The following is a 14,828-nucleotide window of genomic DNA, read 5'->3' as shown; positions in this document are numbered from 1 at the left end:
GCGACCGGCGAACCGATATCGCCGGAGAACATGAACGGGGGCAGTTTATCCGTGTACTTTACTTAGAGTTATCATCTAGTTACTTTGGGTGCAAGAAGTGCGTCCCGAGGAGTTGCGATGAGGCTCGCTGTGGCCGCGGCGGACAGGGCGGCCCTGCGCCGGCGGATGCGCGGCGAGGTCGTCCTGCCTGGCGATCCTGGCTACGCGACGGCCCGGGGGATCGCCGACCCTCGTTTCGACCAGGTGCGACCACGTGCCGTCGCGCGCTGCTCGACGGCCGACGACGTTCGTCTCGCGGTCGACTTCGCCCGCCACCACCGTCTCACCCCCCATCCCCGCTCGGGTGGCCACAGCTTCGCCGGTTACTCCACCGGTCCCGGCCTGGTCATCGACGTCTCACCGCTGAACACGATCACCCTCGACGGCGCCACGGCGCGGATCGGCGCGGGCAGCAGGAGCGGGCAGGTCGCCCGGGTCCTCGCCGAACACGGCAGGCTCCTGCCGGTCGGCGTATGTCCTGAGGTCGGCATCGCCGGACTGACGCTGGGCGGCGGCATCGGGATGGTCGGCCGCGCGTACGGCCTGACCATGGACAATCTGCGGGAGGCCGACGTCGTCCTGGCCGACGGCAGTGCCGTCACCTGCGGGCCCTGCGCCCATCCTGACCTGTACTTCGCGCTGCGTGGCGCGGGCGCGGGGGCCTTCGGCGTCGTCACGTCCCTGACCTTCGACGCCCACCCCGCCGTCGAGCTGCGGACGTTCGTGCTCAACTGGCCCGGTGACCGCGTGGCCGAGACCGTCGCCGCCTGGCAGCGCTGGTCCCTGACCCTGCCCGACGCGATGAGCACCCAGCTCTGCGTGCGTGGCGGCCTACCCGAGACCTTGGTCATCGCCTGGTGGTGTGGATCACCTCGGGCGGGCGACCCGCTCGTCGCCCGGCTCGTGGCCGCGCTCGGTGAGCCTGTTGCCGGTGATTCGTACACGTCCGGCTATCCGGAGGCGATCACGTATCTCTGGGAGGTGCTGCGGGCTGACGGTGACGCCTCGCGGGCGCCGGTCTACACCTTCCAGGAAGACCATCTGCTCACGGCGCCGCTGCCGCCGGACGGCGTGTCACTCCTCGCGCGGCGGCTCACCGGCCGCGCCGACACCATCCTGATCCTCGAACGTCAAGGCGGCGCTCTGGGCAAGGACCCCACCACGGCGTGGGCTCACCGCGGTTGCCCCTTCGCGATGTGGTTCTGGAACGAGGTCTCACCCACGGCAGGCGTCGGCCGCGTCATCGAGGCCAGGAACCGGATCGTCTCCTTGTGGCAGGAACTGCGACCTTGGGCATCCGGGCAGTCGTACCAGAACAACATCTCCCCGCGTCGGCCGGACTGGGCGCGCGCCTACTACGGCGAACACCTGCACCGGCTTCGCGCGGTCAAGGCCCACTACGACCCGCACGACCTCTTCCATCACCCCCAGGGCCTCGCGTGAATCTGGAGGAGAGGGCCACCAGCCCGCCCCACACGTAGTGCCGGTCAGTCCAGGCTTCGGAAGAACGCCCGGAGGTCGGCGATCAGCAGGTCGGGGGTCTCCAGGGCCGCGAAGTGGGCGCCCCGGCCGAGCTCCGGCCAGCGCGTCAGGTTGTGCGCCCGGTCGGCCGACGGGCGGACCGGGAAGTCCATGGGGAACACCGCGACCGCGGTCGGCACCGTCCCGCGCTGCTTCGGGGCCCACATGCCGGCGTCGTCGAACCGCTCGTCGTAGGTGCATTGACGCATCCGTTGGCGGCGCTGACGGGGTGCCCTCCGTGGTGTGCCTGGCCGACCCTAATCCAATATGTTAACCGTAGTTCCCGTTTCTCAGAGAGGTGTGTACGTGGCCGAGTCCGATGAGCTGGAATCCCTCATCTCGCAGGGGCGCAAACATGGGGTGCGCAAGCGTGTCATCCTGCTGCAGGCTGCCCGGCTCTTCGTGGAGCGAGGTTACGCCGACACCGGGATCGACGACATCGGGGCCGCGGTGGGCATCTCCGGGCCCGCGGTCTACCGGCACTTCCCCGGCAAGCAGGCCATCCTCCTCGCCCTGATCGAGTTGTCGCTGGAACGCCTTCAGGAGGGGACGCAAGCCGCGCTGGCCGACCGGGACCAGGACCCGCAGGAGGCGCTGATCGCTCTGGTGGACTGGTTCTCCCGGTCTTCCGTCGAGAACCGGAGTCTGACTCTGATCATGCAGGCTGAGCTGCTCTGGTTGCCCGAGCAGGATCGGCGGCGGCTCAATCGCCAGATGCGGCAGGTACGTGAGGAGTGGGTCGGGCTGCTGATCGAGGTACGGCCGGAGCTGTCGGACCTCGCGGCGCGGATCGCCGTCACCTCCGTCATGGGGATGGTGACGGCGGTGCTCGCCGCCCGGCTGAGCGATGACATCCGAGCGCTGAGCGTGCACCTGCGGGCCCAGATGCTCGCCGTCCTGCATGTGCCGGCTGGATCGTGACGGCTCTGGATCAAGTGAAAAGTTAACGTGTATATACTTTTTGCCGTAGGAGAGTCTTGTGGGAGGACATGATGGAACGCATAGTCGAGGCCAACGGGATCCGTCTGTGGTGCGAGACGTTCGGTGATCCGGCCGATCCCGCGCTGCTGCTCGTGATGGGGCTCGGCGCCCGAGGCGCCACCTGGCCCGATGAGCTCTGCCGGCTTCTCCAGGAGGCAGGCCGGTACGTCATCCGCTACGACAACCGGGACACCGGGCAGTCCGGCTGTGTTGATTACGAGGCCAACCCGTACACCATGATCGAGCTCGCCCAGGACGCGGTCGGCCTGCTCGACGGATTGGGCATCGCCACGGCGGACGTGGTCGGCGCGTCGATGGGCGGCATGATCGCCCAGGAGATCGCGCTCGAACACGCTGACCGGCTGCGCAGCCTGACGGTCATCATGTCGAGCGCCGAGCCCCTCGACCCCGCGACCAACACCTTCCGGGGCACGGTACGCGATCCACGGCTGGCCGCCTGGGACGCCGAACAGATCGCCAATCCGCCCAGTACCCGAGAGGAGCACGTCGAGTCGCATCTCAAGCTGGCTCGCATTCTCGCCGGACAGTTGACGGCGTTCGACGAGGCGGCCACGCGCGCGATCATCGAGCGGGAGATCGAGAACGCCACCGATGCGGGCCACGCCTCGAAGAACCACATCCTCGCGGCCTTCGCCTCCCGCGACCGTTCCGGGCTTGTCCGCTCGATCACCGCTCCGACTCTGGTGATTCACGGGTCGGACGATCCCATGGCGCCCTTCGCCCATGGCGAGGCCCTGGCGGCCGCGATTCCCGGCAGTGAGTTCCTGCCCATCGAGGGAATGGGGCACGGGTTCCCGCCGCCGGTGATTCCTCCTATCTCCGCCGCGATTCTCCGGCACACCGGGCGATAGCCGACAACCGTCGATCGCGGGGGTCCGCCCGCGTATCTCAAGGGACGGCCGGCCAAGAAGTTCATGGTAGGGGCGGCGTGCAGTGGTGGCTGTCCGGGCAGTGGAACCTGCGCGCCGGCCCTGGCCCGTGCGGTTCGGGAGTGGGCGATTCCTTTGGGCGGTGGCCGTGGTCTACATGGTGGGAGGCGCGGTTCGCGCGACGAGCCGGTCGGTCTCTCTCACGTACGCCAAAGAGAAAGGACCGCCGATGAGCATCCCGGCGACCATGCGCGCGCTGCGGCAGACTTCCCTCAACGGCCCGCAGGACATGCGCCTGATCAGCGACGCGCCGGTGCCGAGCCCCGGCCAGGGCGAGGTCCTGATCCGCGTCACCGCCGCCGGGGTCAACTTCGCCGACATCTCGAAGGCCCGCGGTACGTTCGCAGGCGGTCCGCGGCCACCGTACCTGGCGGGTATCGAGGCCGCGGGTGAGGTCGTCGCGGTGGGCGAGGTGGTGACCGGCCCCCAACCGGGGGCCCGCGTCGTCGGCGTCGCCGACGGCGCCTTCGCCGAGTACGTGGTCCTGCCCGCGGCTGCGGCAATACCGGTGCCTTCGGGCTGGACGGAACAGCAGGCGCTGGGCCTGGTCGTGAACTGGCCCACCGCGCAGGCCGCTCTCAAGCCTCTGGGCGGCATCGCTGCCGGGCACGTCGTGCTGATCCACGCCGCGGCGGGCGGGACCGGCCAGGCTGCGGTGAGAATGGCCAAGCACTACGGCGCGACGGTCATCGCCACCGCCTCGCCGGACAAGCACGAGGCCGTACTGGCGCTGGGAGCCGACCACGTCCTGGACTCCCGCGGCGGCGACCTCGCCGCCGCGATGGTGGAGCTGACCGGCGGGTCCGGCGTCGATGTGGTCCTGGAGTCGGCCGGCGGTGCCACGTTCACCGCCAGTCTGGCCGCGGCCAAGCGAGTCACCGGCCGGGTCGTCGTCTATGGCCTGGCGGGCGGCGAGGCCCCGATCACCAACTGGGAGCTGGTGTACAAGCACCAGGTCCACGTCATCGGACTCAACATCGGCGTGCTGATCCAGGCCGCGCCGCAGATCTTCGGCGAGGTCATGGGTGAGCTGTCCGCGCTCATCGCGGCCGCCGTGGCCGGCCCCGGCCGGCCCACCACGTACGAACTGGCCGACGGCCCGAAGGCGCTGACGGAACTGGAAGCCAGGGCCACCGTCGGCAAGCTGGCCCTGCTGCCCTGAGCAGGCCGCCTCGTACGACGCACACCGGAGGTCCCGATGACAGGAGTCGGACAGATGCCCGCAACCGCGGACCCGGCCGCTGAGCGAATGGCGCGGTTCATCGTGACGTACGACACCCCGTCGAACGTCACTCGCGGGCCCAGGCTCGCGGCGTGACAGCGCATCTGCGGGCGGCACCGGATCAAGACCGGTTCACCGCCGATACCGAGCGGTTCCGCCGGGTGCTGCCCTCGGGTTTGACGGGTCCGTACGACGGGTCCGATCGTCCGCCGAGCCCCGTTGCGCCGGGCGAGGTCTCGTGGCTGGAGCCGCTGCCCGACGCATGGATCGCCCCGCCCGCCGACGATCCGGCCGCAGTCGTGATCGAACGCGAGTCGCTGCGGCTGGCGCTCATCGCCGACCTGCAGTACCTGCCCGCCCGCCAGCGCGCGATCCTCATCCTGCGCGAGGTGCTGGCCTTCTCGGCGGCCGAGACCGCGGAGATCCTCGGCACCACCACGGCGGCGGTCAAGAGTGGTCTGCAGCGTGCCCGTGCCCGCCTCGACGAATTGACGCCGGAACAGGAGGAACTGCTCGAACCGACCGACCAACGAGCCCGCGCGCTGCTCGACGGCTATGTCGCGGCCTTCGAGCGCTCCGATGCCGGCCTGCTGGAACAGGTGCTGCGCGCGGACGCCACGCTGGAGGCGACGCCGTTCCGCGACTGGCAGGCGGGCGGGGCGATGTGCATGCACGTACTCGACGCGTACGTGCTGGGCGCACCGGGCGACTGGCGGATGATCGCGACCACCGCCAACGGCCAGCCCGCCGCCGTGGTGTACCGCAAGGATGCGGACGGCACGCTGCGAGCCGACGGCGTCGTGGTGCTGGCCCCCACCGCCGGAGGCGTCGTCCGCGTGGTCAAGTTCCACGATCCCGCGCTGGTCGCGGCGTTCGGCTTCCCGGACGTGCTCGCGTACTGACCCGCCAATGGGTACGGCCGAGCAAGCCCGGCGTCGGCGGGCAGCTCACGTCAGCGCAGTGCTGCCGTCCGCACGCCTACGGTGGACATGACCCGCCGTACGACCTCCTCTTTCTCACCCACGGGCGCCGCATACTCGATCGCGGCCCAAGCGGCCCTCTCTCCGACCGTGTGCAGCAGCGCCCACGCCGCCAGGTAAACCGATGCCAGGCAGCCACCCGCGGTCGCGATCGCGCCCTCCGCGTGGAACGGCGCATCCAGCACCGTCACCCCGCGCTCCTCAAGCCAAGGCCGCGTGATCGTGTCGGTGCAGGCCGGCCGTCTGGCGAGCAGGCCGAGGCGCGCGAGCACCAGAGCACCGGAGCACTGCGAGCCGATCAGCTGCCGCGATGGGTCGAGCGGCAGACGCTCCAGCAGCGTGTCGTCGGCCACGACATCACGTGTCTTGATGCCGCTCCCGAGGAGGACCACGTCGGCTTCGGAGACGAACTCCAACGGTCGCTGGCTGGTCACCTCGACACCGTTCATCGAGGTCACCGTGGGTGTCGGCGAGGTGATGTACGCGGTGACGTCCTGACCTTGCATGCGAGCACGATTGATCAGGCCGGATGCGATGAAGCTGTCCAGCTCGTTGAACCCGTCAAAGGTGACGACCGCTATCTGCATGGCCACTCCCCGGCAGTTGTCCTCATCCGCTCACATGCTAGAAGGCCTGACAACGCCGTGCGCAGTGGCGGGGCTGTTCACTTCGCGGGCCCGCCGGCATTCGGTGTCGGTGGCCAGTACGGGTGCGAGATCGTCGCCACCCGGCTGGGCATCGACCTGATCCACCGGCAGCGGCGATCGCCTGTTCCGGAATGGCGTGGTCACGACGGGGCCGGTCCGGGGAAGCGCGGTGGTTGGCGGCGTTCCCCGGGCCTGGGGGATGGGTCAGGCGACTGCGGAGGAAGGGGCTGTCCAGGTGTTGCAGGAGGCCGGGTCGCCGGTGGCGAAGCCGCGGCTGATCCACTTCTTGAGTGACGCGGTGCTGCCGATGGTGCGCCTGTCGTGGGGGCCGTCGCCCTGGACGAGGCTCAGGAAGTAGGTCCAGTCCTTGTCGGTGCGGTCCGTCATCGGCCAGGCGCTCTTGACGAAGGCGCCGCCCAGGCACTCGGCTTGGAGGCTCTGCCGTCGTTCCTGCTCGTTCTGTTCGGCCGCGCTGCGGTGGGGGGCCGCCAGGTAGGCGTCGTAGATGCCGGTGAGCTTCTGGACGTGCATGGCGTACATGGCGGCGGCGGTGTCGAACAGCCACAGATCGGTGGGGTCGTCCAGCCAGTTCTTGCCGATCTGGAAGACGAGCGTGCGGGTCTTGGGGCAGTACTGGGCCTGGGAGTCGTCCTTGGGGATGTCGAGGCCGCAGTAGTTCTTGGGGATCTTGGCCAGGTGCCGGACCTTGATCTTGCTGTAGGGCAGGCTCGCCTTGTCGAGGTGCCACTGCCAGGCGGATTCCAGGCAGCCGATCACCGAGTCGAGGTAGGCGCGGGCCAGTTTGCGGTCGCCGCGCTTGACCGGGGGCTCGGCGCAGTCGACGGTGGGGAGTGTGCCCGTGTCGTAGAGCGGGTTGGCGGTCAGCTTGGCGCTTTTGACCGGATATGCCGCCGCGTTGGCCGTACCGCCCAGGGGCAGGACGGCGGTGCAGGCGAGCAGGATGATCGATAAGCGTTTCATGGGCCGTGAGGATAGGGCTGTGGGCGCGCCGTCGCAATCGCGGCACAACTGCCTGTCTTCCACGACGGCTCGACGACGCCCCTTTGGTGTGGGGCTGGGGGTCTTCGTCGCTGGGCTCCCTAAGGCACTGCAGACTCGGGAGGCCTGATGAGCGGTGTGGTGACCTGTCTGCTGCGGATCGGCCGCTGAGGCGTCGAACGTGGCTTCGGCCTGGGCAAACGCCAATATGTGGTCGAGTGCGTTCCGGCGCTTGTGTGTTCGCTGGGAGGGCCGGGGCGACATCCGTGAAGCGTTCCTCAAGTCGGCCTGCGCGCTTGGGGTGGTTCGTGTCGGTTGGGTGCGTTCTGAAGGGTGGGATTAAGGAGGTTGCGGCGTCTTAAGGGCGGCTCCTAAGTGGTTCCCAAGTCTTGTGGCACATCTTGGCGGCTGAACGTTGTCGCGTGCCTGGCGCGCGATCGCCATTCCTTGAGGAGAAGAGGAAACATGAGACTTCGACGTCTGACCACGGCGGCCCTCGTCGCCGGTGGGCTCGCTCTTGGCGCCGTTGCCGGCTCTGCCGTGCCCGCGTCCGCGCAGCAGGCAGCAGGGTCGTGGCACGTGGCGGGGTACTACCAATACCGCGATCAGTGCACCCGGGCCGGTTTCACCGCCTTGACCAGTGGTGGCATCGTCCAGGACTTCAAGTGCGAGCTGTCCGGCTCGCGCTTCGCCCTCAGTCTTTTCTACTGACGCACGGACGGCTCCGTCCCTCGGTACGTCCGCGGGACGGAGCCGCGCATGATCCGCCTTCCAGCCGGCAGGTAGCCCTCGGCCGAGCGCCTTAAGAGGCCATCAGTGAGCCATGAGTGCGCTCCTGTTCGCCGGGGACGGGTGGGACGTTCGCCACCGCGCACCGTGGACCTACGTGGCTCCGCAGGACACCGGGACGCGGGACCAGGGGTGGAAGCTGCACGTCTCGGCGACGCTGCTGTCGGCTCCCGTCGTGCTGGCGCGGGTGGCGGAGGTGCTGGTGCGGCGTCGGTGCCCGTTCAAGTTCGCGGCCACGTTCGACGAGCTGACCGGTCTGTTGTCCAGGAACGTCCAGCGGGGGTCGGTCGGGAAGTTCATCGTCTATCCCCCGGACGACGAGGCGGCGACGGCGATCGCCGAGGACCTGCACCGGGCCACACGCCGTAGCGGTAGTGCACCAGGCTGCCCGGCCGGTAGGCCCGGTCGGACAGGACGGGCGGGCCCGGCAGGCCGTACGCATGCTCGACAACGACGGGCTCTACAGTTCGCCGCTGACCGCCCCCGACGGCAGCAGTGTGATGGACCGGCGCAACGCCTGGTACTCACCGCCGGAATGGGCCGTCTGCCCGTTCGAGTCGGGTCAGGCCCCGGTACGGACCAGCGCGCCGGAGGCCGTCGTGCTGGATGGCCGGTTCGTGGTGCGGCAGGCGATCCGGCACGGCGCCAAGGGCGGGGTGTTCCTGGCGGAGGACCGGCTGTCGGGCGCCCAGGTCGTGATCAAGCAGGCGCGTCCGCACATCAGCGCCACCCTCCAGGGCCAGGACGAACGTGACCGGCTCCGCCACGAGGCGTACATGCTGGATCTGCTCGGGCCGGTCGGTGTCACGAGTCGCAAGGTTAGCCTGTTCACGCAGGGGGACAACCTGTTCCTGGCGCAGGAGCACCTTGAGGGCACCGTACTGACCGACTGGGCGGGGGAGGCGAAGGCCGCCGCCCCGGACGGGTGGCAGGACGCGGCGCTGACCGCGGTGCGCGCGCTGGCCGGCCTGGTCGGCGCCGTGCACGAGCGGGGCTTCGTGTTGCGGGACCTGACGCCGAACAACGTCATCGTCGGGCCGGACGGCTCCTGCCGGCTGGTCGACCTGGAGATGGCCGCCGTTCCCGGCACCCCGGTCACCAAGGCGTACACCGCCGGTTACGCGCCGCCCGAGCAGGTACGCGGCCCGATGTACGGGCCGGCCGCGGGGACCGAGGCGGACCTGTACGCCCTGGGGGCGACGGTGCTCCACCTGGCCACGGAGTGCCGGCCGCTGCTCGGCTCCGACGAAACGCCCGCGAGCCGCTCGTGGGACGCCCGGGTGCGGAGGCTGGTCGAGGTGGCGACACGGTGAGCTTCGGCTGGAACACCGGTCTGGCGGGCGTACTGGACTTCCTGCTGCGGCTGCGTCACGGCGGCCCCCGAACCTGGACGGCCGACGTTCCGGCGCGCATGCCCGCACCGGCGGCGTCATGAGCGCGGTGACGGGCACGGCGGCCGGGACGATGCTCCGGCTGAGCTTCCGGTTCTCCGGCCTGGGACGGTACGCCGTGTGTCTCACCGCCGAGGGCCGCCGCCCCCTGGCGCCGGAGTTGTGGGACCTGACCGGCGCGCGTCCCCGCTCCCGCGTCCTGCGTCTCTGGGACGGCGAGAGTCCGGCGAGCCGACGTGCTGATCCTGGACGAGGCGGGCTGCCACCTCGATCCGGCCGCCGAGCGACGCGCGGAGCCGGCGTTGGCGGCCCGGCCCGGCACCCTGGTCGTGATCGCGCACCGCATCAGCTCGGCCGCCAGAGCGCGCCAGGTCCTCCTGATGGACGGAACAACGGTGCTGACCGGCACCCACCATGAGCTGATCGACCGGTCCCCCCTGTACGCCGACCTGGTCGGCCGCTGGCACGCCGACGGAACACACTGACGGAACACGCCGACAGGACACGCCGACGGGCCCCGGCCCGTCAGGCCCCCGCCCCCGCCCCGGCGGCGTCGAGCGCCGACTCCAGCACGGCCAGGAAGTGATCGACCGGTCCTATGCAGGCCACCGCCGACCCCCCGGAGATCCGCCCGGCGTACGGCAGGAGCTTCTCGTACGTCGTCCAGCAGGCCGCCACGTCGCCGGCGGCGGCCTGGGCCGCGCCCTGGAGGCAGGTCATGGTCAGCCACGACCAGTCCATCGGTGGAGCGGGCCACCCCTGCCCGGCCAGAGCCACGGCCTGGCTCCCGCGCCCTTGGGCGCACAGCTCCAGCACCCGGGCGTCGTGTTCGACGGTGGGGTGGATGCCGGTGATCAGGTCGATGAGCGGGCCGGCCTCGGCCATGGCGCCGCGCTGGTAGTACAGCATGAGACGGCCGTTCACGGCGACGGCGCCCGCGTACCACATGCCGATCCGCTTGGCCTGCCGTTCGGCTTCGCCGTACAGCGTGTCGGCCTCGGCGAACCGGCCGGCCAGGGTGAGCCGGTTGGCCCGCCACATGGTGTGCTGGAAGCGCGGCCACGGCAGTTGCAGGTCGTCGAGCAGCGCCTCGCAGCGGGCGGCCGCCCGGTCGGCGCCCGCCAGGTCGTGCATCTCCAGCCGGTAGTGGGTGTCCATCATGTGGGTGAGCAGTTCGAAGCCCGGCGTCCGGGTCCGCGCGGCGAGGCCGTGCAACTCCTCGGCGATCTCCATGAGCTCGGCGATGTGGGTCGCCTGCGGCACGGACAACGCGCGCGCGTTCAGCGCCCGCATGAGCAGGTGCGGGTCGGCGATCCTGCGGGCCATCGCGACGGCCTCGGCCGACAGGGACAGACAGCGGAGGTCGTCGTCGCTGCCGTTGTACAGCTCCTGCGCCAGGCCGCCGAGCAGCAGCGTGCGCTCGACGCTGTCGGTCTCGGGCAGCGCGCGCAGCGTGGCCTCGAACTGCTCGACCAGCCGCAGTTCCACCGGTTCGTACGGGTTGCGCAGCGTCCAGATGGCGGGCGCGTCCAGCGCGGTGAGCGCACGGGTGATCAGGGCGGGGTCCGCTTCGGCGCGCTGGGCGACACGAAGGGCCTGGGCGCGCAGCCCGCGCGCGCCCATCGCGTCACCGGCGTCCAGCAGGGCGCGTACCTGGTGCAGCAGGAGTTCCACGTGCTGCGCGGGGTCGCCGTCGCAGGCGCCGTGGGCGGTGACGGCCCGTCCCCACCAGGCGGCCGCCTCCTCGTGCGCCATGCGCAGGCTCGCCTGCCCGGCCGCCGCGCGGGCCCAGTGCGCCGTCTCCCGGTATGCCAGCGGCCCCGCCTCCACGGCGTGGTGGGCGATGACGGTGACGTCGGTGCTCGGCCTGGCCGACAGGGCCCTCATCACCTCCCGGTGGAGCACGCCCCTGCGCAGCGGCGGGACACCGGCGATCAGCGTCTCCCTGACCAGGTCGTGGACGAAAGTCATGACCCCGTCCCCGCTGGTGATCAGCCCGGCCTGGGCGGCCCAGTCGAGCAGCTCGTAGGTCTGCGCCGGCCACGACGAGCAGGCCCGGAACACCTCGACGACCAGGCCGGGATCGAAGCTCCGGCCGATCAGGGCGGCCAGCTGGAGTATCTCCGTCGCCCGCGGCCCGAGCATGGCCAGCCGCCAGCGGATCAGATCGGACACCGCGTCGGGCACGACCTCCAGGCCCTGCCCCTGCGCCATCAGCCGGACGCTCTCCCGCACGAAGAACGGGTTGCCGCCGGTACGCCGGGTCAGCAGCTCGGCCGTGGAGCCGTCCACCGGGACGCCCATCTCCCGGGCGAGCGTACCGACCTGCGCGGCGTCGAGGCCGTTCAGCCGGATGCGTACGAGGTCGTAACGGGCGAGCTGGTACAGCACCTCGTCCACCGAGAGCTTGAAGGCGTCGCCGGGGGAGGCGCCGGGGGTGACCGTCCTGTCGTCGTGCGCCGCGTCGCGGAAGGCGGTGACCAGCAGCAGCGGGGCGTCGCCGGCGTACGCCTCGGACAACACGGCGACGCCCCTGAGCAGTTCGAGCGTGGCGGAGTCCGCCCAGTGCAGGTCGTCCAGGACGATCACCAGGGGACGGGTCCGCGCGGCCTCGACGAGCCACCGGGCGACGGCCTGGTTCCGATGGGGCGACTTCGCCGGGGGCGGGCCGGTCGGCCAGTCGTCGTCCAGCAGCCCGCTCAGCGCCTGGCGCTCGGCGGGCGGCACGGTCCCGGCCAGCGCGCGCAACACCTGAAGCCACGGCCACAGCGGCGGCACCCCTTCCCCCTCGTGGCAGCGGCCCCACAACACCAGATGTCCCAGATCCACGCAGTCGTCGCGGAACGCCTGCAACAACCGGGTCTTGCCGATGCCGGGCTCGCCACTGACCGCGGCGACCACGACGCCGTTGTGGTTCATCGAGCCGGGCAGCGCCTTCAACTCCGCCAGCCCCCGCTCGCGGCCGATCAGCCGCCCCCGCACCCCGCGCCGGGCGTGAAGGGACAGCCGCACCGGGCCGGACGCGGGCGCAGGCGTGATCGACTGTGCCTGCCGGAGGATGTCCTTCTCCAGTTCCCGCAGCTCGGGCCCGGGATCGAGGCCGAGCTGGTCGGCGATGACCTGCCGCGCCCTGCGTAACGTGGTCAGCGCGTCGGCCTGCCGCCCCGACCGGTAGAGGGCCAGGGTGAGCAACCACCACAGGCGCTCCCGCAGCGGGTGCTCCGCCGTCTCGGACTCCAGGTCGTGGATCACCGGCTGCGGGCGGCCGACGTCCAGCAACGCCTGGGCGCGGGACTCGATCGCGTTCAGGCGCAGCTCGCCCAGGCGGTTGACCTCGGCGGCGGCCCACAGCTCGTCGGCGAACTCGCCGTAGGGGACGCCGCGCCACAGCCGCAGCGCCTCCTCCAGCAGGGGAAGGGCCTCCGCGGGCGGACGCAGCTCCGCCTCCGTGATCAGGTCGCCGAAGCGCAGCGCGTCGACGTCGGTGGTGGCGAGGAGATAGCCGGGCCTGCGTGCCGTCAGCAGCCGGGGCGGCGTACGCGGCGCGCGTGAGGGCTCCAGCACCCGGCGCAGGTTCGACACATAGACGTGGATCGAGCCCACCGCGGTCATCGGCGGTCTGCCCTGGTACAGGTCCTCGATCAGGGTGTCGGTGGAGACGACCGTCCCGGCCGCGGCCACCAGCCGGGCGAGGAGGGCACGCTGCCGCGGCCCCCCGAGCGTGACGGGACCGCGCGCGCCGACGATCTCGAACGGACCGAGAACCCGGAACCGGACCCCCTCTCCACAGCCGCCCGCGGTCTTCCCGTCCGAGCCCTCTGCGCCGTTCCCCATAGGCAGTCTCCTCGTGAAGAGAGGTACGCGAGATCCGCTCCATCGTGGCCGGTGCTTCGCTCGGTCTCGTCACTCGTGAGGCTGATGAGGAATCAGCCGGAAGCGGGACGCGTCAGTCGCCTGAAGGTCCGGCTTACCGCTTCGGCCGGAAGTAGTGCCTGACCATGTACGCGGTGACCTGGGCGCCGATCTTGGCGCCTTGCACGTCCGCCGTGCGGGTGTGGATGCCGCCCCATACGCGGGCCTCGATGACCTCTGCCAGGGCCTGGGAGAAGCCGCGGAAGGTCCTGGTGGTGCCCGAATCGGCGCTGTAGCCGCTGAAGGGGATGTCGTCCCTGCCGAAGAAGTGGGTCAGCGCCGACATGCTGGCCGCCGTGAAGCACGTGTGCCCGGAGGTGTAGTCGGGGTGCGGCGGGGTGACGAGCAGCGGCGTCCAGTCCGGGTCGGCCACGGTGGCGGGGTTGCCGTCGGTGTCTGCCAGGCGGATCGCGGTGATCGGCCGCCAGAAGGTCCACGCCGCCTTCTCGTTGTAACAGGCGGTCGTGGCGTCGGCCTCGGCCAGGTCGACCATGGCGAACATCCGGGCCGCCTGAAGGGTGTTCAGGTGCCGCGTCGTGGCGAGCTGGCGTTTGATCTCCCATTCGGCCAGGTGCCGGTCGTGCCACCAGATCGCGGCCTGCGTCTGGTCCTGCGTCCTGACCGTGCTGTTCGCCGCGCCGATCCGCTTGAGCTCGTCGAAGTCCTTGGTGTAGCGGGAGCTGGCGAGCGCGGGCGGGCCCGAGGTGCGGAACATGGACGCGCTCGGGATGAGGAACGGCTTGAGGTCGCCGACCCAGGCCCCGTCCGAGGCGGACGTGGGCGGCGTCGGCCGCCACTGGCCGGGCTGGGTGCCGACGGGCCAGGTCTGGTCGCCGAACGCCCCGTCGTTCTCCCTGGCAGTGATCATCGCGGCCGCCGCCTGCTCGCCCACGGCGATGCCGCGTCGTTTCGCGGCGCCGTCGGCGATGGTGGCCAGGTATTCGTCGTACTGGGTCGTCAATCGGGTCTGCTGGGCCGGAAAGAGTTCATTCAGCACGCGGAAGGCGGCGGTGGCGACGGCGGCCTCCGTCGATTCCCCGCCACGGGCCCGGGGCGCGACCAGGTACGGCTGATAGGGGGTGCCGGCGATCGCGTTCACCGCGTCGTAGACGGCTCCGTGCACCATGGCGAAGCTGCGGGCCTGGACCTGCGGTTGCTGGCCGGCGACGTCCCAGATGGCGGTCTGGGCGTTGCGGTCCCAGACGACGACGGCGTTCTCGGGGGGTTGTGAGTTCGCGTACGCGGTTGATGAGCCCGGTCCCGCCGGGATGACGGCGGCGATGAGGAGGACGGCCAGCCATCGTGCGACGACCGGCCGGCGTCTACCACGTGATTGAGGCATTGGAGCAAATTACCTTGTCCCCCCATGGGCGTTAAGTGGCTCAACGGGCGAAAAG

The 14,828-nt window shown here is 70.6% G+C and carries 15 protein-coding genes; 9 read left to right on the top strand and 6 right to left on the bottom strand.

Annotated features, from left to right (window positions below; all coding sequences use genetic code 11):
- Positions 1 to 117 precede the first annotated feature (117 nt).
- Positions 118 to 1,482: an FAD-binding oxidoreductase gene (locus DMB42_RS44845; protein ID WP_125645943.1), complete on the top strand. Its 1,365-nt coding sequence runs from the start codon at positions 118 to 120 to the stop codon at positions 1,480 to 1,482.
- A gap of 44 nt (positions 1,483 to 1,526) precedes the next feature.
- Here DMB42_RS44845 and DMB42_RS44840 read toward each other — a convergent pair whose 3' ends face one another.
- Positions 1,527 to 1,769 (bottom strand): hypothetical protein, encoded by a 243-nt coding sequence (locus DMB42_RS44840; protein ID WP_185845191.1) that lies wholly within the window; start codon positions 1,767 to 1,769, stop codon positions 1,527 to 1,529.
- 97 nt (positions 1,770 to 1,866) lie between these two features.
- Between DMB42_RS44840 and DMB42_RS44835 the strand changes: the two genes are divergently transcribed.
- From DMB42_RS44835 to DMB42_RS44820, 4 genes are all read left to right on the top strand, one after another.
- Positions 1,867 to 2,481, top strand: a complete 615-nt coding sequence (locus DMB42_RS44835; RefSeq protein ID WP_185845190.1) for a TetR/AcrR family transcriptional regulator — start codon at positions 1,867 to 1,869, stop codon at positions 2,479 to 2,481.
- 56 nt (positions 2,482 to 2,537) lie between these two features.
- Positions 2,538 to 3,413, top strand: coding sequence for an alpha/beta fold hydrolase (locus DMB42_RS44830; protein ID WP_125645939.1), 876 nt, complete (start codon positions 2,538 to 2,540; stop codon positions 3,411 to 3,413).
- Between the two features lie 247 nt (positions 3,414 to 3,660).
- On the top strand, positions 3,661 to 4,653 hold the full coding sequence (locus tag DMB42_RS44825; RefSeq protein WP_125645937.1) for a zinc-binding dehydrogenase: 993 nt from the start codon (positions 3,661 to 3,663) through the stop codon (positions 4,651 to 4,653).
- Between the two features lie 152 nt (positions 4,654 to 4,805).
- Positions 4,806 to 5,615, top strand: a complete 810-nt coding sequence (locus DMB42_RS44820; RefSeq protein WP_125645935.1) for an RNA polymerase subunit sigma-70 — start codon at positions 4,806 to 4,808, stop codon at positions 5,613 to 5,615.
- 50 nt (positions 5,616 to 5,665) lie between these two features.
- Here DMB42_RS44820 and DMB42_RS44815 read toward each other — a convergent pair whose 3' ends face one another.
- On the bottom strand, positions 5,666 to 6,280 hold the full coding sequence (locus DMB42_RS44815; protein ID WP_125645933.1) for a DJ-1/PfpI family protein: 615 nt from the start codon (positions 6,278 to 6,280) through the stop codon (positions 5,666 to 5,668).
- Positions 6,281 to 6,544: 264 nt separating this feature from the next.
- Complete coding sequence (locus tag DMB42_RS44810) at positions 6,545 to 7,321, bottom strand: hypothetical protein (RefSeq protein WP_125645931.1); 777 nt, start codon at positions 7,319 to 7,321, stop codon at positions 6,545 to 6,547.
- A 483-nt stretch (positions 7,322 to 7,804) separates the two neighbouring features.
- Between DMB42_RS44810 and DMB42_RS44805 the strand changes: the two genes are divergently transcribed.
- Entirely contained in the window at positions 7,805 to 8,050 is a 246-nt protein-coding gene (locus DMB42_RS44805; protein ID WP_125645929.1) for a hypothetical protein, read from the top strand.
- Between the two features lie 171 nt (positions 8,051 to 8,221).
- On the opposite strand, the gene DMB42_RS44800 is transcribed toward DMB42_RS44805, so the two are convergent.
- Positions 8,222 to 8,428 (bottom strand): hypothetical protein, encoded by a 207-nt coding sequence (locus DMB42_RS44800; RefSeq protein ID WP_125645927.1) that lies wholly within the window; start codon positions 8,426 to 8,428, stop codon positions 8,222 to 8,224.
- A 140-nt stretch (positions 8,429 to 8,568) separates the two neighbouring features.
- Here DMB42_RS44800 and DMB42_RS44795 point away from each other — a divergent pair, with 140 nt between their 5' ends.
- The 3 genes from DMB42_RS44795 to DMB42_RS44790 all read left to right on the top strand — a co-directional run bounded on the left by DMB42_RS44795 (position 8,569) and on the right by DMB42_RS44790 (position 10,004).
- A complete protein-coding gene (locus tag DMB42_RS44795) occupies positions 8,569 to 9,441 on the top strand; it encodes a protein kinase domain-containing protein (protein WP_148109021.1) in 873 nt (290 codons plus the stop codon).
- Positions 9,438 to 9,563, top strand: a complete 126-nt coding sequence (locus DMB42_RS55660; protein ID WP_260478314.1) for a hypothetical protein — start codon at positions 9,438 to 9,440, stop codon at positions 9,561 to 9,563. The genes DMB42_RS44795 and DMB42_RS55660 overlap by 4 nt, the downstream gene beginning before the upstream one ends.
- 192 nt (positions 9,564 to 9,755) lie before the next feature.
- The gene (locus DMB42_RS44790) at positions 9,756 to 10,004 is read left to right on the top strand and encodes a hypothetical protein (RefSeq protein ID WP_185845189.1); all 249 of its coding nucleotides are present in this window, start codon (positions 9,756 to 9,758) and stop codon (positions 10,002 to 10,004) included.
- A gap of 40 nt (positions 10,005 to 10,044) precedes the next feature.
- On the opposite strand, the gene DMB42_RS44785 is transcribed toward DMB42_RS44790, so the two are convergent.
- Positions 10,045 to 13,353, bottom strand: a complete 3,309-nt coding sequence (locus tag DMB42_RS44785; protein WP_125645922.1) for a BTAD domain-containing putative transcriptional regulator — start codon at positions 13,351 to 13,353, stop codon at positions 10,045 to 10,047.
- A 133-nt stretch (positions 13,354 to 13,486) separates the two neighbouring features.
- Positions 13,487 to 14,773 (bottom strand): vanadium-dependent haloperoxidase, encoded by a 1,287-nt coding sequence (locus DMB42_RS44780; protein WP_125645920.1) that lies wholly within the window; start codon positions 14,771 to 14,773, stop codon positions 13,487 to 13,489.
- Between the last annotated feature and the right edge of the window lie 55 nt (positions 14,774 to 14,828).

The organism is Nonomuraea sp. WAC 01424, assembly GCF_003947315.1.
Lineage (GTDB): Bacteria > Actinomycetota > Actinomycetes > Streptosporangiales > Streptosporangiaceae > Nonomuraea > Nonomuraea spiralis.
The sequence above is the reverse complement of the archived record's forward strand: the minus strand, read 5'-3'. Positions and strand labels throughout refer to the sequence as shown.